We start from the raw sequence: 24,518 nt of genomic DNA on the forward strand, positions 1-24,518 counted from the left end.
CTCACCGTCACCGCCCGGGCGTCCGCCGGAACCTCTCCACGGTGTCCGCGAACGCCCGGGCCGGCGGACTCAGCGCGTCCCACCGCCGTACGGCCCACCCCACCGGCAACGGACGCAGCTCGGGCAACGGGATCAGGCGCAGTCCCCCCGTCGCCGCCAGACCGGACAGCTCCGGGACGACCGCCCGGCCCACCCCCAACTCGGCCAGCAGCAGTGCGGTGTCCCAGTCGGCCACGTTCGTGTCGTAGCCCAGCCGTACGCCCAACTCTGCGCAGGAGGCGTCCAGTTGAGCGGCCGACGCCGAGTTCGGGGGCAGCCGTATCAGTCGTACGTCCGCCAGCTCGGTGGGGTCCAACCGGTCTCGTTCCGCCAGGGGGTCGTCCGCCCGTACCGCCAGCACCCACGGCAGCTCCGCCACCACACGCTGCTCAATGCCCCGCACCGGCGGTCCGAGCGTGATCCACGCCAGATCCAGCGTGCCCTCCGCCAGCGCGTCGAAGCTGCCGCGCCCCGAACTCACCGTGCGGAACTCGAGGTTCACGCGCGGATAGCGGCGGCGCCATGTCCAGGCCCCCGGTCCAGGGCGACGGCCTCAAGGGGCGCGGGGAACTGCGCGACCAGCCACAGCCGGCCGGCGGTCGCCCACGCTCCTGTAGCACCCTGCACGGCCCTTGACTTCACATGGTCCCCGCGTCACATTCCCATTTCTGACACACCCTCAGAAAACCCGATATCGGGCGGGAGTGACCATGACGACCACCAGCGCGGACCCCGCAGGACCGAGACCCACCCGCAGGCAGCTCCTCGGCAGCACCGCGGCCGCCGGGCTGGCCGTGGCGACCGGTGTGCAGCAGAGCGCCCGCGCCGCCGACCTGCCCCTCCTCGGGACGTACGACGTCGTCGTCATCGGTTCCGGTGCCGCCGGTATGACCGCCGCCCTCACCGCCGCCAAGCGGGGGCTGAGCTGTGTCGTTCTGGAGAAGGCGCCCACCTTCGGCGGGTCCGCGGCCCGTTCCGGTGCCGGGATCTGGATCCCCAACAACTCCGTGATCCTCGCCGCCGGCGTGCCGGACAGCCCCGCGAAGGCCGCCACCTACCTCGCCGCGGTCGTCGGGCCCGAGATCCCCGCCGCCCGGCAGCAGGCCTTCCTCGCCAACGGTCCCGCCATGATCTCCTTCGTCATGGCCAACAGCCCGCTGCGGTTCCGCTGGATGGAGGGGTACAGCGACTACTACCCGGAGCTGCCGGGCGGACTGCCCAACGGGCGTTCCATCGAGCCCGACTACCTCGACGGCAACATCCTGGGCGCCGAACTCGCCCACCTCAACCCGCCGTACATGGCCGTCCCGGACGGCATGGTGGTCTTCAGCGCCGACTACAAATGGCTCGCCCTGTCCGCCGTGAGCGCCAAGGGCCTCGCCGTCGCCACGGAGTGTCTGGCCCGCGGCACCAAGGCGCTCACCCTTGGACAGACGCCCCTCACCATGGGGCAGTCGCTCGCCGCAGGACTGCGCAAGGGACTGCTGGACGCGGGCGTGCCGGTCAGGCTGAACACCCCGCTCACCGACCTCTTCGTCGACAACGGCACCGTGGCCGGGGCGGTGGTCCCCGGCGGTCTCTACCGGGCGCGCCGAGGCGTCATCGTCGGCTCCGGCGGGTTCGAGCACAACCTCGCCATGCGCACCCAGTACCAGCAGCAGCCCATCGGCATCGACTGGACCGTCGGCGCGAAGGAGAACACGGGGGACGGGATACGGGCGGGGCAGCGCGTCGGCGCGGGCGTCGCGCTCATGGACGACGCCTGGTGGGGGCCCGCGATTCCGCTCCCGGGCCAGCCGTACTTCTGTCTCGCCGAACGCACCCTCCCGGGCACTCTCCTCGTCAACGCCGCCGGCCGTCGCTTCGTCAACGAGGCCGGTCCCTACAGCGACGTCGTCCACACGATGTACGAGCGCAACCCCACCGACCCCGACATCCCGGCCTGGCTGATCACCGACCAGAACTACCGCAACCGGTACCTCTTCAAGGACGTCGCGCCGACCTTCGTGCTCCCCGACGACTGGTACGGCTCGGGCGCCGCCAAGAAGGCCTGGAGCCTCGATGCCCTCGCCACCGCCATCGGTGTCCCGCAGGCGGCGCTGCGCACGAGCGTCGACCGCTTCAACTCCCTTGCCCGGCAAGGCACGGACACCGACTTCCATCGCGGCGACAGCGCCTACGACCACTACTACACGGACCCCTCCGTCCTCCCCAACTCCTGCCTCGCCCCCCTCTGGCTGCCTCCCTACTACGCCTTCCGTATCGTCCCCGGCGACCTCGGCACCAAGGGCGGTCTGCGCACGGACGCCCGGGCGCGGGTGCTGAGGGAGGACGGCTCGGTCATCTCCGGCCTGTACGCCGCCGGGAACGCCAGCGCGGCGGTCATGGGCCGCAGTTACGCCGGCGCCGGTTCGACGATCGGCCCGGCGATGACCTTCGGCTACATCGCGGCCAGGCATCTCTGAGCGGGCCGGGTGGAGTCGACTGCGGTTCGGCAGCGTCCTGAAGGGGCGCGGGGCTGTGTCGATTTGCGGCTGCCGCCGCGTTACTTCCAGCGGAGCGCTTAGGCAGGCCTGCGGGCGATCAGGAACGCCTGCTTCGTGGACTCCCACTCGTGGCAGGGTTCGCGCACCGTCCGCGAGACCATCGCGAACCCGGCCGCCTCCAGCAGTTCCACGATCGCCTCCGGCCGCCGCCGCTGGAAGTCGAGGATCACGTCATGACCGAAGGGCCGGTCGTGCCGTTTCGGTTCGTCGCCGACCTGGAACGCGACGAGCAGATGGCCGCCCGGGGCCAGGACCCGCCTGAACTCGGCGAAGAGGGAGGGGAGTCTCTCCACAGGGGTGTGGATGGACGAGTACCAGGACACGACCCCCGCGAGCGACCCGTCGGCCACGTCCAGCTCCAGCATCGACCCCTGCTCGAACCGCAGCCCCGGGTTCTCCCGCCGGGCGATCGCCAGCATCGACGCCGACAGGTCGAGCCCGAAGACCGACAGCCCGAGGGAGTCCAGATACGCGGTCACCCGCCCCGGCCCGCACCCGAGGTCGGCCACTGCGGCGCCCTTGCCCACGAGTTCGGCGAAGGCGTCGATCAACCCCCGCTCGATCGGTGTCGCCGTCAACTCGTCACGGAACCGCTCGGCGTAGTCCTCCGCGATGGTGTCGTAGAACGCCCGGGTGCTGGTCAGGAAATCGGAGTCGGTCATGCTCCGGGACCCTAGCCACCCCCACTGACAACGGCTCTCGGCCGATCGGCTCCCTGAGGTCCGCTACGCCATTCCGAACGCCCGCAACAGCGCCGCGGTTCCCGCCGCCCCCAGCACCACCACCACGAACGGCGCCCGTCGCCAGGCCATCACACCCCCGACCAGCACCCCGATGGGCCGCGCCCACCCGGCGAAGCCGCCGCCCTCGGTCAGCGCCCCCGTCGCGAGCAGGGCGGTCAGCAGCACGATGGCACCGGCGGAGAGCAGCTCCTGCACACGTGCGGGCAGTTCGACGCGTCCGTGCAGGGCCGGGCCGACCAGCCGGAAGGCGTACGTCCCGACCGCCAGCGCCAGGATCATCGCGACCGTCGCGCTCATGCCGACCGCCCCCGGCCGAAGGCGAGGAGTCCTGCCAGGGCCAGCAGCACGGGGACGCCGGCCGGGGCGACGGGAGCCAGGGCGAGCGCCACGCAGGCGCCGAGCACCGCGGATCGTCGTACGGCCGCATCCCCCCGCAGCGCGGGCAGCACCAGGGCGACGAGGACGGCGGGGAAGGCCGCGTCCAGGCCGTAGCGGGCCGTGTCGCCGAGGGCGTCACCGGCGAGGGCTCCGGCCAGGACACCGATGTTCCACACGGCGAACAGGCCGAGCCCCGAGACCCAGAACGCCGTACGACGTCGTACCGGATCGCTCTGGGCGAGGGCGAAGGCGACCGTCTCGTCGGTGACGAGGTGCGCCCCGACGAGACGTGCCAGACGGCCCTTGCCGAGGGTGTCCGCCACGGCGAGGCTGAAGGCCGCCGTGCGGGTGTTCAGGAGCAGGCCGGTGGCCGCCGCGGCGAGCGGACCGCCGCCGGCGAGCAGCACGCCGACCGCGCTGAACTGGGCGGAGCCCGCGTAGACGACGAGGGACATCACCACCGGCACCCACACCGGCAGCCCGCCGGCGACGGCGATCGCGCCGAAGGAGACGCCGACGATGCCGCTGGCGAGCCAGACGAGGGAGGCGTCCCGGATCAGATCCGGGGCGAAGGGGAGGCGCGGTGTTCGCTCTGCCGTACGCATGTTCTCTACAGTGGACAGTAGAGGCCGCGTTCGTCAAGGCGAACGTTCGTACCGATGGAGCGAACAGTATGTCCGACAGCCAGCCGCCCGCCCGACTGCCCCTGGAGTGGATCGCCGCCTCGCTGCGGCGGGAGCGCACCCGCGTCGGGCTTTCGCTGTCCGAGCTCGCCAAGCGGGCCGGGATCGCGAAATCGACGTTGTCGCAGCTGGAGGGGGGCAGCGGGAACCCGAGCGTGGAGACGCTGTGGGCGCTGGCGGTGGCGCTGGGGGTGCCGTTCAGCGCCCTGGTGGAGCCGCCGGCACCGTCGGTGCAGGTCATCAGGGCGGGGCAGGGACCGTCGGTGGCGTCCGAGCAGGCGAACTACGTCGGCGCGCTGCTGTCCTCCAGTCCGCCCGGGGCGCGGCGGGACATCTACCGGATCACCGCGGAGCCCGGCGCGGTCCGTGACTCGGAGCCGCACATCCCCGGCTCGGTCGAACACCTGATCGTGAGCACCGGGCGGGTCAAGGCGGGGCCGAAGGGTGAGGAGGTCGAGCTGGAGCCCGGGGACTACATGGCCTACCGCGGGGACGTGGCGCACTCCTACGAGGCGCTGCTGCCCGGGACGACGTTCGTGCTGGTCATGCAGCACATGTAGCGCGGACGGGAAAAGGCAGGAGCCCCGCTGCCTTGCGGCACGGGGCTCCTTGGGTACTGCACTCAGGTCCGGATCAGAGACTCAGGAGTCTCAGACGGGGGTGACGTTCTCCGCCTGCGGGCCCTTCGGGCCCTGGGTCACGTCGAAGGAGACCTGCTGGTTCTCCTCCAGCGAACGGAAGCCGTTCGCGTTGATGGCGGAGTAGTGGACGAACACGTCCGGGCCGCCACCCTCCTGGGCGATGAAGCCAAAGCCCTTTTCGGCGTTGAACCACTTCACGGTTCCGGTAGCCATAAGCCCTCCTTGGGCCCAAAGGGTTGCCCTGCTCCAGAACCTGCAAGTGCGAAACGGTGCTGCACGACTGCATACGTCTGAAAACGACTAGAGCCCGCGGTCACATGCTCCGCAGGCTCTGTACTGCAAGGGAAACCAAACTGCAACTTGCGGCGAGCCTAGCATGCAGGCAGCCGAAAGCAATAGAGGCCAAGATCACGTCACCCGTATGTTTGATCTCGCTCGTGTCGGGTTGACGGTGGGGGTGCCCATCGTACGTCAGTCAACAGGGTCTAGCCTCACGATGTGGACAATTCACGCACCCGGCCGCGCGTCGGCCACATCCAGTTCCTGAACTGCCTGCCCCTGTACTGGGGGCTCGCGAGAACGGGCACGCTCCTCGATTTCGAGCTGACGAAGGACACCCCGGAGAAGCTCAGCGAGAAGCTGGTGCGGGGAGATCTCGACATCGGTCCCATCACCCTGGTCGAGTTCCTGCGCAACGCCGACGACCTCGTCGCGTTCCCCGACATCGCCGTCGGCTGCGACGGCCCGGTGATGTCCTGTGTGATCGTCTCGAAGGTCCCGCTGGACGAGCTGGACGGCGCGAGGGTGGCCCTCGGGTCGACCTCCCGTACGTCGGTCCGCCTCGCCCAGCTCCTACTGGCCGACCGCTACGGCGTACGCCCCGACTACTACACCTGCCCGCCCGACCTCAGCCTGATGATGCAGGAGGCCGAGGCGGCGGTCCTGATCGGCGACGCGGCACTGCGGGCGAACCTGCTCGACGGGCCGAAGTACGGCCTTGAGGTGCATGACCTCGGCGCGCTCTGGAAGGAGTGGACGGGCCTGCCGTTCGTCTTCGCGGTCTGGGCGGCGCGCAGGGACTACCTGGAACGCGAACCGGCGATCACCCGCAAGGTCCACGAGGCCTTCCTCGCCTCCCGGAACCTGTCGCTGGACGAGGTCGGCAAGGTCGCCGAACAGGCGGCGCGCTGGGAGGAGTTCGACGAGCAGGTCCTGGAGCGGTACTTCACCACCCTCGACTTCCGTTTCGGGGGGCCGCAGTTGGAGGCGGTCGCGGAGTTCGCACGGCGGGTGGGGCCGACGACGGGTTTCCCCGCGGACGTGAAGGTGGAACTGCTCCAGCCGTAGATCGCCGGTGGTGGCCAAAAACCGTATGTCGAACGTCAGTTGGGATACAGTCCCCGCTGACCGATCTACCACGGGGAGGAACACGTGCGTCGTCACATCGTCGCGCTCCTGGCCGCCACCGCCACCGCCGCCGCACTGGGCGTCGCGGGGGCGCCCTCGGCTTCGGCCGCCGCACTGGTGAAGAGCTGCTCCACATCGGACGGCGGAGCCAGCGGTGGCATGCAGTGGGACTGGAACAGCAAGAAGAGCATGGATGTCGCCCTGATCCTGGCCGACACCGAGGCGGACAGCAACTGGGTCCGCATCCGGCTCGACATCACCACCGGCGAGGGCAACCGCTACACCTACAAGTGGCGCGAACTCCGCGACGGCAACGGCTCCAACAAGACCTGGACGACCACCGCCACGCATGACGACGGCATCGTCAGTGCGCGTGTGCAGGTGGAGGACGTGCACGGGACGAGCCCGCAGTCGACGTGTTACAGCGGCAAGGCGTACAACTCGTACTACTAGGGCGCCGGTTGCGTGCGGACGGGCCCCGGCGTGATGCCGGGGCCCGTTCCTCTGCACTGCCCCCGGGCGTCCCCCACTCCTGCCCCGTCAGCCTCACCCGTGCCGACCGTTACTACTGTGTCTGCGATGGCGAACACGGTCACGCCACTCGCACGCGCGTCACGACGGGGAAGGCCCACCATGGAGACACTGCAGCCGGACGACCCGCGGGAGCTGGGGAGTTACCGCATGCTGCGGCGGCTCGGGGCCGGTGGCATGGGACGGGTCTACCTCGCCCGTTCGCCCGGTGGCCGTACCGTCGCCGTGAAGGTCGTCCGCCCGGATCTGGCGGCGGACGCCGACTTCCGGAGCCGGTTCCGCCATGAGGTCGAGATAGCGAAGGCCGTCTCCGGCCGCTACACCGCTCCCGTCGTGGACGCCGACCCCGAGGCGCCACTGCCGTGGCTGGCGACGTCGTACGTGCTCGGCCCGGACCTCACGGACGTGGTCGCCGCGCACGGCGCGCTGCCCGAGCGGACCGTGCGCGCGCTGGCCGCGGGGCTCGCCGCGGCCCTTCAGGAGATCCACGCGGCGGGTCTGATCCACCGCGACCTCAAGCCCTCGAACGTCCTGCTCGCGGCCGACGGCCCGCGCGTCATCGACTTCGGCATCGCGCGTGCGGTGGACGGAAGCCGTATGACGCAGACGGGAGTCGTGGTCGGCTCTCCCGGATACATGCCGCCGGAGCAGGCGCTGGGCAAGGACGTGGGGCCCGCGGGCGACATCTTCTCGCTGGGCGCGGTACTGGCCTTCGCGGCGACCGGCCGCGGGACTTTCGGCGACGGTGCCGTCTCGCACGCGGCACTGCTCTACCAGGTCGTCCATGGCGAGCCGGACCTCAGGGACGTACCGCCGTCCCTGCTCGGCCTGATCCGCGCCTGTCTGCAGAAGGATCCGGCACAGCGGCCGGCCCCCGCCGAGATCGTCGCGGCACTGGCTCCGCAGGGCGTCGAGGGCGTACTGAGCGACTGGCTCCCGTCCGCGGTGGCCTCGACGATCGCCACGCACGCGGCGGGGATCCTGGACCTCGAGGCGCCGGCTGCGGCCGGGTTCGGCCCGGCGCCGACGACGGCGGGTCACGCGGGGACGGGTACGCCCACGCCGGGCTACGGATATCCGGCCGCGCCGGGCTACGGCACTCCCCCCGGAGGCACACCCGCGCCGGGTTACGGCACTCCCTCCGGAGGCACACCCGCGCCCGGTTACGGATATCCGCCCGCCCCGCAGCCGGGCACCGTACCGCTGGGTGCCGCCCCGGCCGCCGCCTCCTCCCCGTCCCGCCGTCGCGCCCTCACCCTCGGGCTCGGCGGGGCGGCAGCCGTCGTCGCGGTCGGTGGTGGTGCCGCGTGGTGGCTGGGCTCGGCCGGGGAGACCTCCGGCAGCGGGACGGGCGCGGCGGGCGGGGGAGGGTCGGCGCGGCCCGTCGAGGAGAGCTTCACGACTCCGCCGGCCGGAGTGGCGCCGCAGCCGCTGTGGCGCAAGAAGGTCGCCGAGGACAGCACATCGTCGGCCGTACCGCTGCTCACCCATGACGGGCTGCTGCTGGTCAGCGGTGACCCGCTCGTGGCGTACGACGTGAAGACCGGCAAGACACGCTGGTCCGGATCCGGCATCTGCCGGCCCGGCGCCCCGCTCCTCTTCCACGGCGGCAAGGTGTTCCTGGCCGACGGCGACTACGACGGCGTACTCGTCGCCTGCGACGTGAAGACCGGCGACGAGGCCTGGCGCAGCCGGCTCGGCAAGAAGATCACCGTCGAGGACACCATCGCCATCGACGACAAGAACGTCTACGTCACGGCGACCGACTACAGCGACTCCCGGAGCGCCACCAAATACCGCACCGCCATCGCCGCCATCAACCACACCACCGGTACGAAGGTGTGGCTCCAGAAACGGGACTGGGGCACCAAGGACTACGACGTCCAGGGCTCCGTCCTGGGCAAGTACCTGGTCTACGCCGACTCCAACCACAACCTCACCGTGCGGTCCACCGCCACCGGTGCCCAACTGTGGACCAAGAAGATCGGCGACGACTGGAGCTGGCGGCCCACCATCGCGAACGGTCTGGTCTTCCTGCCGGGCGCGACGCTGAGGGCCGTCGACGCGGACACCGGTGAGGTGAGCTGGACGCTGTCGCCCAACGGCCGCCGCGGTTTCAAGAATCCGACCGTCATCGACGGGGTGCTCTACGTCAGCGACTACGACGGTGGCGTCTGGGCGGTCGACGTCAGGACGCGCAAGCGGATCTGGCTCTGCGACGAACTGGAGATCTCGGGCCCGGAGACGTTCGTGAAGGCCGGCAACTCCCTTTACGGGGCCGCCGGTTCCCTGGACGGCGGGCTCGTCGCCCTCCAGGCCAGGACCGGCAAGCTCCGCTGGACCTACACCGACAGCGACAACTGGGGCGAGCCGTGGCAGGTCGCCCTCGCCGGCAACCGGCTGCTGGTGTCGAACGGGCCGGAGTTCTACGCGCTGGCGGCTGTCTGAGGAACCACCTCTACATCGGCGTCGTGACGGTCACGTGCTCCCCGGTGCCCAGGTGCAGCATGCCCTTGCCGGGAGTGATCTGGCCGCCGACCATGCTCCGGTTCGTGCGGATGCCGATCAGCTCGCCCGCGGAACTGTCCTGCGGGGACAGCAGGATGCCGCGGCGGGCCTTCTTCATGTCGACCTGCCAGCCGGAGAAGCCGTCACAGATCTCCTCCTCGTCGCCGGCGATGACGACGGCGAGACCCTCCTCGACGCCGCGCTCCACGATGCGCTTGAAGATGTCCTCGGCGTCGCAGTCGTCGTGCACCTCCGCGTCGTCGACCAGGGTGACGATCGGCTGCTCGGGACTGGCCGAGCCGATGAGCTCCTCCATCTCGTCCTCGTCGATGTCCCGGCCCGTGAAGACCTTCAGGACGCCTTCCTGGCCCTCCAGTTCACGCAACGGGGACGGGCGGGGCGCGGCGAGGATCAGCCGGACGCCCTGGGTGAGATAGGACCGCGCGATGTTCAGCAGCACCGTGCTGCGCCCGGACTTCGCGGGGCCGCCGATCACGAACGCCGGGACACCCTGGGAGAGATCGGGGCCGAAAGCGGTGAGCTCGTCGCCGCCGACACCCGCCAGGGACCAGAGCGGCGAGGCGCTGGTCGCCGGGTCGCGCATCGCCCAGGCGTCGGCGAAGGAGATCCGGCTGGGCAGCACGTCCACGCGGAACGGGCGGCGGGAGCGCGGCAGTTCGGCGTCCCGCGCGGCAGCGGTCTCGCCGATCGCGACGAGCGCCGCGGCCTGGCCCTGACCGGTGGTGTCCTCGGCCAGCAGGGCGAACTGGGTCTCCGTGGCCGTCTCGCCGGCGTACCCGCGGCCGGGCGGGATCTCCTCGGGGATCTTGCGGGCGTTGATGTCCAGCATCGAGAAGTCGCCGCGGTCCGCCAGACGCAGACCGTACTTGTCCTCGGTGAGGGAGGAGATCCGCCCGGTCAGCAGCTGGCGGTCGCCGGTGATCACCAGATGCAGGCCGACGCTCGCGCCCTCCCGCATCAGCGCCATCACCTGGTCGGTGAGGTCACCGTGATTGTACTCGCCGAGGGTGGGCAGCCAGCCCTCCCAGCGGTCCAGCAGCACCACGATGTGCGGCAGCCGCTCGTCCTCGGCGGCGAAGGAACGCTGCTCGCCGATGTCGGCGTAGCCCTTCTCCGCCAACAGCTCCTGGCGGCGGTTGAGTTCACCGGTCAGCCGGCTGAAGAGGCGGATGACGCGCTCCTGCTGGTTGCGGCTGACGACCGCACCACAGTGGGGCAGGCTGGTCAGCGCGTTCAGGGCGCCGTTGCCGCAGTCGATGCCGTACAGGTGGACGTCGGCGCTGGACAGCGTACGGGCCAGTGAACCGGCGATCGTGCGCAGCACCTGCGAGCGGCCGCTGCGCGGGGCGCCGGCGACGAGCAGGTGCCCGAAGGTCGAGAAGTCGACGACGACCGGGCGGCGGGCCTGATCGGACGGCAGGTCCTCGATGCCGTACGGCGCCGCCGGCAGCGTCCCGCGGCCCTGCACCGCGGGAATCTCGTCCAGCAGCAGCATCTCGTCCAGGGCGGGCAGCCACGGGGAGTGCTGGGCCGGGATGCCCAGCGCCTGGTTGGCCTCCCGTACGGCGTCCACCAGCACCTTGAGGTCGGTGATCTCGTCGTCCTCGCGGGCCTCGGACTTGGGCTTGGTGAGCCCGGCCCGGCCCAGGTCCTGCCAGGCGAGCTGACCGGCCCACGGCGCGAGCGCGGTGGGATCGGCGGCACCGGGGCGGCGGCCACCGACGCGGCCGGACTGGAAGGGGACGAGGGAGGCGTGGCCCAGCCGGACGTACGCCCGGCCGGGGGTGCTCTTGGCGATGTGACCGGCGTCGGGCGCGTCGATGACGTCGGTCGACTCACCGGCGTCGGTCACGCGCAGCGCGATCCGCAGGTTGGTGTTGGCGCGGATCTCGGGCGACACGACACCGCTGGGCCGCTGGGTGGCGAGCAGGAGGTGGATGCCGAGGGAGCGGCCTCGCTGGGCGATGTTGACGAGGCCGGTGACGAAGTCGGGCAGGTCACGGACCATGGACGCGAACTCGTCGATGACGATGAGCAGTCGGGGCACATGCGGGTGGGACGGGTCCCGGCGCACCAGGTCCTGGTAGTCCTCGATGTCCTTGGCGTCGGCGGCGGCGAGGATGTGCTCGCGCCGCTTCAGCTCCGCGCCCAGCGACTCCAGGGCGCGTTCGACGAGGTGGGCGTCGAGGTCGGTGACCATGCCGACGGTGTGCGGGAGCTTGACGCAGTCCTTGAAGGCGGATCCGCCCTTGTAGTCGACGAGGACGAACGTCATGTTCTCGGGGGTGTTGGCGACGGCGAGCGCGGCCACGATCGTCTGCAGCAGCTCCGACTTACCCGAACCGGTGGTACCGGCGATGAGTCCGTGCGGGCCGTCGCGCCGCAGGTCGATGCCGAAGGGACCGTCGTAGGACTCGCCGATGACCGCCATGGTGGACTGCCCGCCCATGCGCCAGCGCGCGGCGATGTCGTCGCGCGTCGGCGGTTCCAGCTGGAGCACGTCGAGGAGCCGGCTGGAGGACGGGAGCGCGGAGTCCTCGGTCTCGCCGCTGATGTCCCGCAGCGGCGACAGTGACCGGGACAGCCGTGCGCACCAGCCGGCGGAGACGAAGTCGGGCCGGACGTCGGTCCTGCGGCGGGATCCGGTCTGCTCGACCCGCAGCCGCAGCTCAAGGGCCTGCTCGGTGCCCTGCGGGTCCTGCTGGGCGCCGTGGTGCCAGGCCTGGAAGGAGGGGAAGCCGCCGGCGGAGGCCTGCGCCACGGGTGTCGCGGCGGCGGTCTCATCGGTGTGCCGGGGTTCGGCGACGACGTAGGCCTGGCACTCGCCGGGCAGGAACCGCTCCTCCTCGTCCAGGCACAGGGCGTAGATGGCGACGGCCGGGCCTTCGCGCAGCAGCCGTACGACACCGGGCATCGACCGCAGCCGCCGGGAGCCGTCCCATACGACGACGATGTCGGGGTCGGAGAAGGCGGGACCGCCGCTGTTGTTGTTCTCCTTGAGGGCCTTCTGCCGGGCGTCGAGCAGCTGGGTCAGCTCGCCGACGCGCGCGCCGACCGTCTCGGCGTCGGTCCCGATCAGGACGTTGACGTCCTGGCCGCTCGCCGGGCGGGCGTGCGGCAGCCAGCGCACCCAGTCCCAGCGCGGGTGCGCCTCGTTCTCGGTGAGCACATAGAACTGCACGTCCATCGGGCTGTGCAGCACGGCGGTCTGGGCGACGATCCAGCGTCCAAGCGCCTGGGCGGAGTCACCGGGACCGGCGATACCGACGACCCCGAGGTCCCGCAGCGGCAGGGCGACTGGCGAGTCCTGGATCTTCCAGGTGACCTGACGCTTGTGCTCGTCCTGCTCGGGGTCGTCGAGGACGACCTCGGAGCGGACCCGGCCGGTGCCGACGCGCAGGAGCAGGTGGTCGGCGTCGGTGCGCCGCCGCTCCCACAGCCGGGTACGGGGTCCGGTGCCGAAGGCGAGGACGGCGGCCGGGTCGGGAATGGCCTTGCGCCGGTCGAGCCGCTCCAGACGCAGCGCGTCCTCGGCGTCCTTCTCGATCCGCTCCTTGTGCTCCTTGTACTCCTTGACCTGCTTCGCATGGGACTTGCGCCCGTGCTTCTTGTCCATGAAGTAGTTGCCGAAGAGCATCAGGGGGCTCATCAGCGCCATGATCATGTAGTACCAGCGACCGAAGATCATGACCGAGACGACGGCGCCGACCAGCGGGAACAGGGCCATCAGCCAGGGCAGCGGCCGTGCCTCGTAGTCCCTGGGGGGAGAGGGCAGCCGGAACTGTGTCTTGCGCTCGGCCGGGCGCAGTCGCGGAGGCCGGTTGTAGTCGAGTCCGGCGCCGTCCTCCGACCACTTCAGGGCCGCGTTCGGCGGGCTGTAGCCGTCGATCTCCAGCAGGGTGTTGCCGAGGGCGAGTTGGGAGCCGAGGGGCCAGGAGCCGCCGTCGAAGTCCTCACCGTCGAGACGGGGGCGGTCGCCGTCCTCGTCGTCCTTCTTCCTGGACGCGTCCTTCTTGTCGTCTTTCTTGTCGTCCTTCTTGTCGACGCCGTGCAGGGTGACATCGCACTTGCCGTCGATGGCGATGGACAAGGTGGCCGCCCGCGCGGCGAGTTCGGGATCCTCGATACGCAGGGGCGCGGCCGGACCGCTGCCGATGTCGTACCGTCCCACGCCGAGCCGGTGCACGGCGCCCGCGGCGGGGCCGCCGGCCACCCGGAACTCGACGATGCCGGTCGGCTCACCGAGGAGACAGCCGGCCGGATCGTGCAGGCTGACGACGGCGCCCTCGCGCAGCGCCGAACCGACGACGTTCGCGGCGGGGTCGAGGGGGTAGCCGTCGACGTAGGCCTGCGGTGCGCCCCCGGGGTTCCCATGGCCGCCGATGTGTCCGCCGATGGGGATGATCTGCGCGCCGCCGTCGAGACCGACGTGCCGCGCCAGCTCCCGAGTGATGTCACCGACCGACGACTCCGGATCGGCGTCGAGCACCACGTCGGCGCTGGCCCCGCCGATCGGGTCGACGACGGTCAGACTCAGGCGCACGTTCGTCCTCCTCGCTGGGCTGAGGCCGCCCCCGCAACGCTGAACACAAGGTGAGTGAACACAGTGGGAGTGACCTTAACCGGCGCACCTTTCCCCTGCGCAACGGGATGCACACGGGCTTCACAGGACCGGGACGCTCCCGGGATGTGCACTGGTTCACGCTTCCGTTGCCGGACGTCCCTGTCATCCCAACAGCCCCACCCGTAGGATCTTTGCTCATGCGGACGGCCGGTGATGTGCGGCCCGATCGCATCAGTCAAGCCACGGGGATGGCCCTGCGGCGACCGCAACGGGAGGGAGAGCCGTCATGGCCAAGGACACAGACCTTACTTATTCCGAGATGGAGAAGAAGGCCAACGACCTCATCAAGGCGATGGGCGACATGGAAGACATGTTGAAGTCCATCGAAAAGGGTGTCGAGGAGCTCGTCGCCAACGGCTTCACCACCACGAAGGCCTCCGGCGCCTACGACGAGTCCATCAAGGACTTCACCAAGGGCGCGGCGAAGACCGTCAAGGGTCTGGAGGGTCTGTCCAAGTTCCTCACCAACGCGAAGAAGGCGTACGAGGACCTGGACGACCAGCTGGCGAAGAGCGCCAAGGGCTGAGCCTGCCACGGGCGACACACCCCGGTGCGACGGGACCTGAACGTCCTGTCGCACCGGGCTGTCTGTCGCCGGGCTGTTTTCAACGGGGTGCCGGCTCGGGCCGGCGGATCGACATGATGGGGGCGCCGTGGCGGGCGAGAGCGATCAGCGGCTCGACCTTGAAGTGATCAAGGAAATGGGCAAAGGGCTCGGCAATATCAAGAAGGCGTTCGACGGCCTGGAGGATCTGGGCGGCAAGTACGAGGACGACTTCGGGAACGGCGATCTCGCCGACAAGTTCGGGGACTTCGCCGACAACTGGAAGCTCAGCCGTAAGAGGCTGACGGAGGAGATCGACGTGCTGGCCCAGATAGCCAAGGCCGCGGGGCAGGCGTACGAGGACATCGACCATCAGTTGGCCCAGGCACTTCGTGATGCCCAGGATCCGAAGAAGGGGAACTGACCGATGGCTGGACGCCCACGCGACTGGCACCCCGTCGCGGACAGTGACCCCATACCCGGGGACGCCGACCGCATGGCGTCCCTGGGCAAGACGCTGCGCAAGACGGCGGACGAGGTCGAACGCCAGATCCGTAATCTGAAGGCCGTCGCCGAGGTCGACGCCTGGGACAGCAAGGCCGGTAAGGAGTTCCGCGAAAAGGCCTCGGGCAACGTCAAGAAGCTCGAGGCGGTTTTCAAGAGGTACGACACCGCCGCCACGGCGATCGGTAGCCGTGTCGATGAAGTGGGCGGCGGATACCAGGACAAGCTGACCGCCGGCGCGAAGAACTACGCCTCCGACCTCAACCGCGCCCAGGAGATAGCCGACGCCGCCCTCAAGGACGCGAAGGACGCCGACGACCGCAAGAGCGCGTCGCAGAAGAGCATCGACGGACTGTCCGGCAAGGACCGCAAGAAAGAGGACGCCGACAAGGACCGCAAGGACCTGGAGGCGAAGCGGGACGCGGCCGGTGACGAGATCGAGGCCGCACGGGAGAAGATCAACGAGGCCAAGAGGATCCGTGACGCCGCCGCCAAGCGCGCACGTGAGTCCCTGGACGCGGTCATCAACCATGACTCCCTGAAGGACGGGTTCTGGGAGACCCTGACCGACAGCATCGCGGAGATCACCTCCTGGGTCGCCACCGTATGTGGAATCCTCTCGCTGATCGTCGGCTGGATCCCGGTGATCGGGCAGGCCCTGGCCGGTGTGCTGGGCGCCATCGCCATGATCGCGACACTCATCAACTTCATCGCCACGCTCGTCCAGGTCGCCCAGGGCAACGCCGACTGGATGGATGTCGGAATGGCGGCCCTCGGATTCCTGATGATGGGTGTCGGAAAGGGCTTCTCCAAGATCGCGGGCAAGTTCGCGAAGAACACCCTGGGGCGGGTCGTAAAGGCCGGAGGGGCGCGCACCGCCAAGCAGGTGAGCCGGGCCAACAAGAATCTGCGGCGGGCCGCCTACAAGGACGTGAAGTTCCAGAAGGGCGACATCATGAAGTCGCTCAAGGAGCCTTTCACGGAACCTTTCTCGAAGGCCGCGTGGGCGAAGAACCTGAAGACGCTGAAGCCCGGCGGCGGAAACTGGGCCGCGGCCAAGAACGAGTTGGGCCTGCGCGGCGGGGGAAGCGCTCTCAAGGGAATGCCCAAGTCGTTCTCCATGGCCGACCCCGGCGTCGCGTCCGATCTGAAGTCGGTCAAAATGGGGACCGCGGCTCTGGGTGGTCAATTCGATGCCAACGCCGTCAACCAGATCTCCAAGTCTGCCAGCCGTCTGTCCATCGTCGGGGCCGGTATTACCCTGGGCGGGCTGGGCCTGGACGGGAACCTTCAGAAGATGGTCGGTCTCGGTGGCTGAGCCCCTGCTCGACGGAGCGTCCACACCCGCACGAAAGGACCGAGCATGACCGCACCGGACGATCCGGCCCCGCTGGACGAGACTTTCGAGTGCACCTTTGAGTTCCAGCCGGGCTGGATCGATCTGACGCTGCGCGAAGGCACCAAGGCCGAGGCCAAGGCGCTGGCCACGGAGGTCGTGAACCGGCTCAATCCGCTCGGCCTGGAGATCGAGAAGAGCGCGGTCTTCGACGACATGGTCGAGCGGGCCGTCGACCTCAACGACGACGTGCCCACCCTCGCGGCGGCGTACTACTCCGAGGCGGGGGAGGCCCTGGCCAACCTCATGGTCGACTCCTACGGCGACGAGGGCGTGCCGCGCCCCGGCGCGGACGAGGTCATCCCGCTGCTTCTGGAGTGGGGAAACGCACAGGTCACAGGCGCCCCCGAGATCACCCACCTCGAACTGGCCGCCGGACCCGCCGTGCGCATCCAGGCCATGCTCCAGGCCAATCGCATGCTCGGCTTCGGCCGGAAGCTGACCGAGTTCATCAAGTACGCCGTCTTCCCGCCCGATATGCAGAGTCTCATCGTCGTCACGGTGACCTGGGAGAAGATCGCCGTCACCGAGCGGATCGCCGAGCTGGCCGACGAGGCGGTCCGCACGATGCGGATCACCCCGCTGCCGACGCGTCCCACCGAGGGGGGTACGGCATGAGGACGGCCGACCAGTTCTCCTCGGCACCCACGGACTACAACGTCGTCGTCCCGGACGGCTGGTTCCAGCTCTCACTCGACCCGGAGGAGCGCGACCGGGGCATCATCGCCCTGGCCGAGCTGACGTTCCGCGGCCAGGACAACGCCCCGCTGCTGAAGAAGCAGTTCATGCAGGACCTCCAGCGCAAGGCGAAGGACGCCTACCAGGTCGGCGGCACGGAGCTCTACCTCTCCACGATGGCCGTCGGCCCCGTTCCCCTAGCGTCCTCACTGCTCATCAGCGTTCCCGGCCCCGACGAGTGGCCGGAGACCTCGGACGCCGAGGCACTGGCCGAGCACCTTGCCGACCGGAGCCGCGGCGACAACGGTGAGATCGGCGTGGTGGACCTGGCCGTCGCCGGCAAGGCGGTACGCCAACGCCGACGCGAAGTGGCCGACCCCGCACGGCAGTTGGGCAACACCCTGCCGACCACCACCCTCACGTACTACGTGCCGATCCCGACCACCACACGCTGGCTGCTGCTGAACTTCTCCACGCCCATCGATCAGCTCGCCGATCAGATGGTGGAGTTGTTCGACACGGTCGCGGGGACGTTGCACTGGAAGTGAGCGGGGATGAGTGAGCCGGAGGCGGAGTTCCGCGTCCGGGACGGGTTCATGTTCGCCGGAGTGGCGCTGACCCTGATCGCCCTCGGATTCGTGTTCGTCGTGACCATGGGCGCTTGGAAGTGGTTCGTACGGACCTCGGCTCCGACGGTGCTCAACTGGCCCGGCGGATCATGGGGGTTCGGCATGGCTTGCGGCCTGCTCGTGGTCTTCGGCTCACGCGGTGCCTGGCGGTTCTTGGAGCGACCCCGAGGTGAGTCGCTGCCGGCGCGTGCGGGACGCATGGCCGGTCTCACGGTGTGCGTCGGCGCGGCATTCGGCGCGGTGCTGTACATCATCGCTTCCCTGCCCGGCAGGAACTGCCCTTCGTACCGTGACGGTTGCGAGTACATCCCGGGGACGGGCGGTGCGCTCGTCACCTGCCTGGGCACTGCGGCGCTGGTGGGCTACGTGGTGTATCGGGTCCGCAGCGTGCGCGCCGAGCGACGCCAGGCTGGTGAGCGGGAACGGCTGCGAAAGCTGCGTAAGAAGGGGAAGGGGAAGAGCCGGGCGGCTCGGCGGGGATAGCGGGGCCGCGCGAGGAGACGACCTACGGCGTTCGCTGTCGGCGGTTGTGCAGAACCAGGGCGCAGGCGATTGCTGCCAGCGCGGCGATGGTGCCGAGCAGACCGACGGACCAGAGCCAGGGGAAGTTGCGGAACACCCAACTGGGCGGTGTGTCACGTCCCCTGCCCCACTTCCCGGTGTCCTGGGCGTTGAAGACGAGGGCCACGTAGGGCACGAGCGCAGCCAGGCTGACGATGGCCGCCCCGGTACTGAGCACGGTGCTCCCCGGATGCTCCCGCCAGGACCTCCACCGCATCCGGCTCAGACAGAACAGCGACAGGACGAACACGCACGGCCCGACCACGCCGACGCAGGCCGCGAAGCCGTACGCGCCGCCAGGCCAGGTCTCGGCCGCCCACTGCCATGTGCCGTCGCCCCAGAGCCGGTCAAGGACGGCCAACAGGACGATGATCGCCGCAAAGCCGAGGAACAGCAGACAGCCGAAAGCCCATTCACCCTTCTTCTCAGCCCTGTCGGCGGAGCCCGGTTTGCCGGACCGCCGTTCGTAGCGCAGCGCGGGCGCGGATGCTTTACGGCGTCGCGGCTTGGCGGACCCTGCCATGTCTGTGTCTCCGTGTGGCTTAGGTCTTGAGCAACGGCGATTCGAAGCTGGTGAGTTCAGCAACCTGCTGAAGGATCTCGCGGTACTGCTGTCGTCGCTCCGCCGTGGTACTCAGCATCAGGACTGCCATCCGCTTGCAGTCAGGGTGAGGGAGGTATGCGTAGATCTGGAGCAGCGGGGTCGCCGGGAGGCCGGATTCGGGAGTCGGCGTGCGTACGGTCTCACTCATCGACGCGGGGCCGCTGGGCAAGTCCATGTACTCGATGTGAGAGTGCTCCTCCACCGTGGCAACTGCCCGTGCCGCGCTCGCCGACCGCGGGGCCCAGGCGATGTCTCGCCAGGACACGGTGAAAAGCGAGTGCAGAATGGCGCCGCTGTCCCCCTGCACGTCGTCGCGATGCACTCCGAGGGAGCAATGAACCGTGCCCACTTCGCTCAGCGCACGCAGGAGTTGCTGGCCCGATGCCAGCTGAGCGATGAACTGCTGACGGGTAACGCCGTCCGAAATGCTTTCGACCAGTGGAGCGAGTGCTTCCCGGAGCCGTTCCGCCTCGGCGGAAGCAGGCGAGGCGAGGAGAACGTCGATGGGCAACTCGGTGAAGCCGCCGGGTACGGCGAACCAGATGTCAGTACTGGGGTCAGTGACGGAATCGGCGATGATGACGCGAGATGTCATGTCTGTGGGTTCCGGAAGATCAGGGAATCGGGGGATCAGGAGTTGGCCGGGCGGACTCCTGCGCGGCGACCACGCTCGATGTCTTCGGCGGTGGCTCCCCACTCGGCGACGGAATGACGCCCCCCGTCCGCCCCGGTCTGCTGGCTGAGAAAGCGGAAGCGGCGTGGCGCCGATCCATCGGGAGTGGACGCAGCGATCACGCCGATGAAACGGGGATCTCCCGCGAGCCACACCACGCCGATCTCGGCCTTCAGCTCAGGCGTTGCCCGAGGGGCCATACGGCGGTGCCACCAGCCCACACCCCAGTGCCGGGGGAACACCATGGGAAGTCGTTCTTCCGGGCGGGCCGGGTTCGGAAACTCGAACCACCCGTATTGCCTGCCGACGACATCGGCCCGGTCTGCCAGCCCATGTGCCGTGTCTCTCAGAAGGAGCCACGGGTACTCCTCCAGGACATGCTTCATCCGGAAGACGGCAGGAAAGACGAACAGCTGGATGAATGCCCGGTAGAAGCTGTAGATCAGGAACGGCACGAAAAGGATCGTGTAGCCGGGCGACAGATACACCACCAGGACTGCCAGCAAGGAGACCCACAGAGCGATCCAGCCGAGGAGAGCGGCTGCGTTCGCTGCCAACTGCTTCGACCAAGCACGCCGGGTCGGCGGGTGCTCCCATGCGACAGAATGGTCTGTGGGGTTCATATGAGTTCTCTCTGGTCCTCTGAATCAGAACACGTACTGCGCGAGGTCGATCAGGGCACCGCCGTCCAAGATGCTCCGCGCGCCGTCGATGCCGGTGCCGGAGTCTTTCGCGCCGTCGTTGTCCAGTGCGTCCACCGCGCTGGAGACCAGACCGTACCCGGCAGTCACGACGCCGAGTGAAGCTGAGGTGATCTCGACGACCTCACCGGCCTTGGCGGAATTGCTTGCCCCGCGCACCACGAGGTCCAAGGTGGTGTTACCGAGACCGGCGATGGCCTTGGCCTCACTCATTGTCTTGGTGCCCAGCGTCGTCATGACTCGCCCGAGGGTCACTGCCTCTTCGCTGGCGCGGAGCGCACTCATCGTTCCCCGTACCCCGATGCCCACGGCAGCGACGCCCGGAACGGCTCCCAGGATGTCGCCACCGACGCTGACGAGGTTCCCCCAGAAGTCGGAGTCGAGCTCACCGTTGAGGAAGCCGTCTTTGAGGGAGACAAGGACTTCGGAGTCGGACAGCCTCATGGTGAGGGCGGAGGCGCTCAACGCGGCCGCAGCGAGGAGCAGGACGGCGGCGGCCGTGCCACCCGTGGCCACGAACAGGGCCACCAGGCCGATGACACCGGCGGTGAAGCTCAGGATGTCGGGGAGGTTTTCGGTGAACCATTCGCCGAGTTCGTCGAGCCATCCAGGCTCCTGAGGAGCCAGCTTGTCGGTGGCGCCGCGGATCTTCCGCGCGCGATATTGAGCCTTCTCCTCGTGCTCCTCGGCGAGTGACTTCGCCCGGCCGATGATCTTGTCAAGCTCGGCCTGGGCTTCCTCCATTGCGGTGTTCGCCTTGGTCAGGTTCTTCTTGGCCTCGTCCTGACGATTGCCCTTGCCGTCGAGGTCGGGGTTGTTCTTCGCCGTATCGGCGTGCCCCTTGGCGGCGTCAACGGCATCCTGCGCGGCCTTGGCTTCTTCCTCCAGCTTCCGGGCTCGGCGCTGGAAGTCGTCGAGTTCGCCCTCCCAGCGGCCCAGCTGTCGCGCGGCTTTGCGGATGGAATGAGCGGCGTTCTTCAGATTGAGCTGAAGCGGCCCGTCCTCGAGTTGTTCCGGAAGGCGACAGCGGCGTCGCCCTTCCAGTAGCTGCCTTCCATGAGCTTGGTGACGAGCTCATGAGTGTCTTCCAAAGTCTTGGCACACGTGGACAGCTTCTTGTGCAGGTTGCGCACGGTATCGGTTGTGCCAGGAGTCGGATTAAAGCCGAGGTGAGGGTAGTTGGGATTCGGAATGGACGGAGAGGACTTGAGGCCTTGGGGCAGCTTGGCGTTTCGTGCGGCCTCCGAGTTGGCATAGGGAGACTGGTCCAGGCTTGGTTGCTCCAGGCCGGGCGTTTCCGTCACTTCTTGCCCTCCGAATTGCCCTTCTTGGCCTTCTCCAGAGCCGCTTCCAGCGCCTTGTCCACTTCTTCGTAGCTGGCCTTGTTCTGGCCGATGATCTTTGCGAGATCCTCGGTCTGCGAGCCAATCTCCTCGGTGCCGTACTTCCAGTCTTCCTGGAAGTCCCCACATGCTGAGTCCAGATCATCCGTGCCCAGGCCGATGACGGTGGCGTCGCTCAGTGCTTTGCGTAGCCCCTTCAAGGAATCACTTGATTTATTCAAGAGCTTCATGAAGTGTGCGACTTCGCCATGGTCTACGGCGAGCTGCTCAGCCATGTGCCGGTGTCCTCTTCCGTTCAGAGTCGGGTGCGTGAGGTGGCGACGCTATCCAGACCTATCGGTTCACGGCCTGGATCTCCTGGACGGTGACGGCCTGTTCGTTGCCGAACGTGCCGTTGGGGAGGTCGCCGCCGGTGCCGCCCGTGCCGGTCCAGGCGATTTCCCAGGTGATGGTCGCGCGGAGCTTGTAGGTGCCGTCGCCGGAGGAGCGGAGGTACTTGAGGCCGCAGGGTGGAGTCTCGTCGGACTTGCCCTTTGCCCAGGGTTCGCCGATGGAGCCGTCGGTGTTGATGGTGCACTCGCCGGAGGACGGGTAGGTCTGGGCGTCGTCCGTGCCCGGCTCCAGCTTGAGGGACACCGGCTTCGCGGTGGTCGTGGCCTGGATGTTGAAGCCTGGGACGTTGAGGGCCGCCGTCGCCTGGACCTCGTCGAAGACGGCCTTGTCGAGCCAGGCCCATGTCGGCAGGTTCACCTTGGTGATGGCCTCGGGTGCGAGGGTGACCTCGGTGTCGGGGAGCTCCATGTGCTGGTACGCGAGGGCGGCGAGCATCTCCGGCTTGATCGCCTCCTCGTACTGGGGCGGCGGGGCCTCGCCGTTGTCGACCCAGAACGGGATGTCGTTGCACGAGCTCCGCTTGAGGATGTCCGGCTCGTCGGGGTTCTCGACGCCGGCCCAGAACATCCCCTTGCCGTCCTTGTCGACGTTGTAGTCCTTGTAGCCGGGGGTGTCGGTCCAGCCGTAGTCGTCCTCGTAGTGGCGCTGCAGTTCGTCGAGTGCCGCGCCTGCGTGGCCGCCCATGCCGGGGGTGTTCATCTGGCTCTCGATGTCCTTGGACATCTTTTCCTTGAAGTCCTTGGCGCCGAGGTAGGGGGCGTACCAGCAGGGCGGGGGTGTCCAGTTGACGTCGGAGGACGTTACGTTGCCGGTGCCGCCGCCCTTGGCGACGGAGCCGGAGTACTGGATGCGGGCGGCCGCGTAGATGCCGGTGTCGTCGCTGCCGCCCGTCTCTTTCGTGTTGCCGCCCTTTCCGTCGCCCACACCCGTTCCCGCGTAGGCGGTTCCTGTGAGGGCGAGGGTGCTGAGAGCCAGCGTCAGCGCTGCTGCGGCGAGGCGTGGTCCACGTGAAGCCTTCACTGGCACTTCGCCGCCTTCTCCTCGACGTACACGTTCGACGCCTGCCACAGGTCGGTACCCGTGGGGTGCTTGACCATGATGATTTTGAAGTAGCTGAAGTCCGTGATGCTGGGGTCGGTCGTGAGGACCTTCCTGGTCTTGATCTCCCTGCCGTAGAACTTGGTCGAGTCGGAGCAGAACGCCACTTCCACCGACTTGCCGTTCGCGGCGGACCGAGTGGTGGCGTCGTAGTGGCGCCGTGTGCCGGTGACCGTCCAGCCACCTTCGATATAGGCGTCGATCTGGGTGTTCGCGTACGTGAGACCGCCGCCGGTCGCGTAGGTGGCGACGGCTGCGCTCTTGGTCGTGCCCTTGTCGACGCCCTGGTAGATGGCCCGGATGTAATTCGCGGCGTCATCCATCGCCGCCGCCTCGTTCTTGTCCTTCGGCTTGCCCCAGTCGAAGACCAGGTTGATGTCCTTCGGCAGCGACACATCCACCCCGTCCGGCTTGTCCTCCGCCGGTGCCCCGGAGGCTGATGCCGACGCGCTCGGCGTCTTCGAACCCTGGCCGGCGCCCGCGATCTTGTCGTTGTCGCTGGCTTTGTCGTCCCCGCTACCGCAGGCCGTCAACAGCAGTGCCGCCGTCGCCGCCAGAGCGGCAGCAACGGGCAAAGAGCGGCGCTTCACAGTGAGCTCCCCGTGAGAAATAAGTTCAGTCAAGAGGTCTGACGGTATCGGTGGGGTTCCGGGTTTCGCCAGGGCGAACTTGCCTGTGAACGGGGGCAATTCCGGTCGTATGGGGCGCTCGTGGATGTGACCTGTGTCCTGATCTTGCCCGAACGGGCGACGGTCCCGGACGCGTTGGGGAGGGGCGTCCGGGACCGTCTGCGTGCCGAGGTGTTTCGCTTTGCTATCGCCGGGTTCTGCATCTCGGGCAGGCGCACGGTGGATACGCCGAGGTGCGTGGCGGTGGTTCGGCCCGTCCGCCGGCCAGGATCTCTAGCTTGCCCCGGTCTTCGGTCACGGTCCCGTCGGCGCCGAGCTTGTAGACGCGCAGGGTGAGGCGGGAGCGGCGGTGGGTGCGGCTGTCGATGAGGTCGAGTGCGTCCGTCTGTGGCGGGTAGTGCACGGCGCAGTCCGGGCAGGCGTAGACGTTGAAGCCGGGGCCGGTGGCGGCGTGGACCTCGTGGACCAGGACGGGTTCTTCGGTGGTGCGCTCGCAGCGGGCGCACATGCGCAGCGCGGGGCGGGTCATCGGGTGGCCGCCGCGACGTGGACGCCGTGGATGTGGGTCGGGCCTACGTCGATGCCGAGGGTGGCGAGGTAGGCGGCGCGGCGGCGTGCGCGTTGGAGGCGGGGGGCGGGTGGGG

General features: G+C 68.8%; 25 protein-coding genes and 1 pseudogene. 11 read left to right on the plus strand and 15 right to left on the minus strand.

Annotated features, from left to right (window positions below; translation table 11 throughout):
• Positions 1 to 7: 7 nt before the first annotated feature.
• Positions 8 to 562 (minus strand): annotated as a pseudogene (locus TN53_RS27610) (LysR family transcriptional regulator substrate-binding protein); the annotation flags it as partial.
• A 187-nt stretch (positions 563 to 749) separates the two neighbouring features.
• Here TN53_RS27610 and kstD point away from each other — a divergent pair.
• On the plus strand, positions 750 to 2,504 hold the full coding sequence (gene kstD, locus TN53_RS27615; protein ID WP_046261387.1) for a 3-oxosteroid 1-dehydrogenase: 1,755 nt from the start codon (positions 750 to 752) through the stop codon (positions 2,502 to 2,504).
• 98 nt (positions 2,505 to 2,602) lie between these two features.
• On the opposite strand, the gene TN53_RS27620 is transcribed toward kstD, so the two are convergent.
• The 3 genes from TN53_RS27620 to TN53_RS27630 form a co-directional block, all read right to left on the minus strand.
• Positions 2,603 to 3,247: a class I SAM-dependent methyltransferase gene (locus tag TN53_RS27620; protein WP_046261388.1), complete on the minus strand. Its 645-nt coding sequence runs from the start codon at positions 3,245 to 3,247 to the stop codon at positions 2,603 to 2,605.
• A gap of 63 nt (positions 3,248 to 3,310) precedes the next feature.
• Complete coding sequence (locus TN53_RS27625) at positions 3,311 to 3,625, minus strand: AzlD domain-containing protein (protein WP_046261389.1); 315 nt, start codon at positions 3,623 to 3,625, stop codon at positions 3,311 to 3,313.
• Positions 3,622 to 4,311, minus strand: a complete 690-nt coding sequence (locus TN53_RS27630) for an AzlC family ABC transporter permease (RefSeq protein ID WP_046261390.1) — start codon at positions 4,309 to 4,311, stop codon at positions 3,622 to 3,624. Before TN53_RS27630 ends, TN53_RS27625 begins: the two co-directional genes overlap by 4 nt.
• Positions 4,312 to 4,379: 68 nt before the next feature.
• Between TN53_RS27630 and TN53_RS27635 the strand changes: the two genes are divergently transcribed.
• Positions 4,380 to 4,949 (plus strand): helix-turn-helix domain-containing protein, encoded by a 570-nt coding sequence (locus TN53_RS27635; RefSeq protein ID WP_046261391.1) that lies wholly within the window; start codon positions 4,380 to 4,382, stop codon positions 4,947 to 4,949.
• 90 nt (positions 4,950 to 5,039) lie between these two features.
• Here the strand turns inward: TN53_RS27635 and TN53_RS27640 are convergent, their stop codons facing one another.
• Positions 5,040 to 5,243 (minus strand): cold-shock protein, encoded by a 204-nt coding sequence (locus tag TN53_RS27640; protein ID WP_007490911.1) that lies wholly within the window; start codon positions 5,241 to 5,243, stop codon positions 5,040 to 5,042.
• Between the two features lie 285 nt (positions 5,244 to 5,528).
• Between TN53_RS27640 and TN53_RS27645 the strand changes: the two genes are divergently transcribed.
• From TN53_RS27645 to TN53_RS27655, 3 genes are all read left to right on the plus strand, one after another.
• Positions 5,529 to 6,377 carry a menaquinone biosynthetic enzyme MqnA/MqnD family protein gene (locus tag TN53_RS27645; protein ID WP_046261392.1) on the plus strand — a complete coding sequence of 283 codons (849 nt, stop codon included), beginning with the start codon at positions 5,529 to 5,531 and terminating at the stop codon, positions 6,375 to 6,377.
• An 84-nt stretch (positions 6,378 to 6,461) separates the two neighbouring features.
• On the plus strand, positions 6,462 to 6,890 hold the full coding sequence (locus TN53_RS27650; RefSeq protein WP_046261393.1) for a hypothetical protein: 429 nt from the start codon (positions 6,462 to 6,464) through the stop codon (positions 6,888 to 6,890).
• A 180-nt stretch (positions 6,891 to 7,070) separates the two neighbouring features.
• Positions 7,071 to 9,416 (plus strand): serine/threonine-protein kinase, encoded by a 2,346-nt coding sequence (locus tag TN53_RS27655; protein ID WP_046261394.1) that lies wholly within the window; start codon positions 7,071 to 7,073, stop codon positions 9,414 to 9,416.
• A 10-nt stretch (positions 9,417 to 9,426) separates the two neighbouring features.
• On the opposite strand, the gene TN53_RS27660 is transcribed toward TN53_RS27655, so the two are convergent.
• Positions 9,427 to 14,040, minus strand: coding sequence for an FtsK/SpoIIIE domain-containing protein (locus tag TN53_RS27660; protein WP_046261395.1), 4,614 nt, complete (start codon positions 14,038 to 14,040; stop codon positions 9,427 to 9,429).
• 307 nt (positions 14,041 to 14,347) lie between these two features.
• On the opposite strand from TN53_RS27660, the gene TN53_RS27665 reads away from it, so the two are divergent.
• From TN53_RS27665 to TN53_RS27690, 6 genes are all read left to right on the plus strand, one after another.
• A complete protein-coding gene (locus TN53_RS27665) occupies positions 14,348 to 14,647 on the plus strand; it encodes a WXG100 family type VII secretion target (RefSeq protein WP_095046767.1) in 300 nt (99 codons plus the stop codon).
• A 127-nt stretch (positions 14,648 to 14,774) separates the two neighbouring features.
• Positions 14,775 to 15,089 (plus strand): hypothetical protein, encoded by a 315-nt coding sequence (locus TN53_RS27670; protein WP_046261397.1) that lies wholly within the window; start codon positions 14,775 to 14,777, stop codon positions 15,087 to 15,089.
• 3 nt (positions 15,090 to 15,092) lie between these two features.
• On the plus strand, positions 15,093 to 16,487 hold the full coding sequence (locus TN53_RS27675; RefSeq protein WP_159038209.1) for a hypothetical protein: 1,395 nt from the start codon (positions 15,093 to 15,095) through the stop codon (positions 16,485 to 16,487).
• Positions 16,488 to 16,532: 45 nt separating this feature from the next.
• Positions 16,533 to 17,183, plus strand: coding sequence for a hypothetical protein (locus tag TN53_RS27680; RefSeq protein ID WP_046261399.1), 651 nt, complete (start codon positions 16,533 to 16,535; stop codon positions 17,181 to 17,183).
• Positions 17,180 to 17,791 (plus strand): hypothetical protein, encoded by a 612-nt coding sequence (locus tag TN53_RS27685; protein WP_046261400.1) that lies wholly within the window; start codon positions 17,180 to 17,182, stop codon positions 17,789 to 17,791. The genes TN53_RS27680 and TN53_RS27685 overlap by 4 nt, the downstream gene beginning before the upstream one ends.
• Positions 17,792 to 17,797: 6 nt before the next feature.
• Positions 17,798 to 18,355: a hypothetical protein gene (locus tag TN53_RS27690; RefSeq protein WP_046261401.1), complete on the plus strand. Its 558-nt coding sequence runs from the start codon at positions 17,798 to 17,800 to the stop codon at positions 18,353 to 18,355.
• Positions 18,356 to 18,377: 22 nt separating this feature from the next.
• Here the strand turns inward: TN53_RS27690 and TN53_RS27695 are convergent, their stop codons facing one another.
• The 9 genes from TN53_RS27695 to TN53_RS45640 all read right to left on the minus strand — a co-directional run bounded on the left by TN53_RS27695 (position 18,378) and on the right by TN53_RS45640 (position 24,403).
• Positions 18,378 to 18,956, minus strand: a complete 579-nt coding sequence (locus TN53_RS27695; RefSeq protein WP_046261402.1) for a hypothetical protein — start codon at positions 18,954 to 18,956, stop codon at positions 18,378 to 18,380.
• Positions 18,957 to 18,975: 19 nt separating this feature from the next.
• On the minus strand, positions 18,976 to 19,632 hold the full coding sequence (locus TN53_RS27700) for a hypothetical protein (protein WP_046261403.1): 657 nt from the start codon (positions 19,630 to 19,632) through the stop codon (positions 18,976 to 18,978).
• Positions 19,633 to 19,667: 35 nt separating this feature from the next.
• Entirely contained in the window at positions 19,668 to 20,333 is a 666-nt protein-coding gene (locus tag TN53_RS27705) for a hypothetical protein (RefSeq protein WP_159038210.1), read from the minus strand.
• A 24-nt stretch (positions 20,334 to 20,357) separates the two neighbouring features.
• Positions 20,358 to 21,155: a hypothetical protein gene (locus tag TN53_RS44240; protein ID WP_052745325.1), complete on the minus strand. Its 798-nt coding sequence runs from the start codon at positions 21,153 to 21,155 to the stop codon at positions 20,358 to 20,360.
• A gap of 233 nt (positions 21,156 to 21,388) precedes the next feature.
• Complete coding sequence (locus TN53_RS47475; protein ID WP_159038211.1) at positions 21,389 to 21,715, minus strand: hypothetical protein; 327 nt, start codon at positions 21,713 to 21,715, stop codon at positions 21,389 to 21,391.
• Complete coding sequence (locus TN53_RS27715) at positions 21,712 to 22,029, minus strand: hypothetical protein (protein WP_046261405.1); 318 nt, start codon at positions 22,027 to 22,029, stop codon at positions 21,712 to 21,714. Before TN53_RS27715 ends, TN53_RS47475 begins: the two co-directional genes overlap by 4 nt.
• 58 nt (positions 22,030 to 22,087) lie before the next feature.
• The gene (locus TN53_RS27720; RefSeq protein WP_420719130.1) at positions 22,088 to 23,167 is read right to left on the minus strand and encodes a hypothetical protein; all 1,080 of its coding nucleotides are present in this window, start codon (positions 23,165 to 23,167) and stop codon (positions 22,088 to 22,090) included.
• A complete protein-coding gene (locus tag TN53_RS27725; protein ID WP_046261407.1) occupies positions 23,164 to 23,835 on the minus strand; it encodes a hypothetical protein in 672 nt (223 codons plus the stop codon). The genes TN53_RS27720 and TN53_RS27725 overlap by 4 nt, the downstream gene beginning before the upstream one ends.
• A gap of 223 nt (positions 23,836 to 24,058) precedes the next feature.
• Entirely contained in the window at positions 24,059 to 24,403 is a 345-nt protein-coding gene (locus tag TN53_RS45640) for a hypothetical protein (RefSeq protein WP_159038212.1), read from the minus strand.
• Positions 24,404 to 24,518 lie beyond the last annotated feature (115 nt).

It is taken from the genome of Streptomyces sp. WM6386 (assembly GCF_000972385.1).
Classification (GTDB): Bacteria; Actinomycetota; Actinomycetes; order Streptomycetales; family Streptomycetaceae; genus Streptomyces.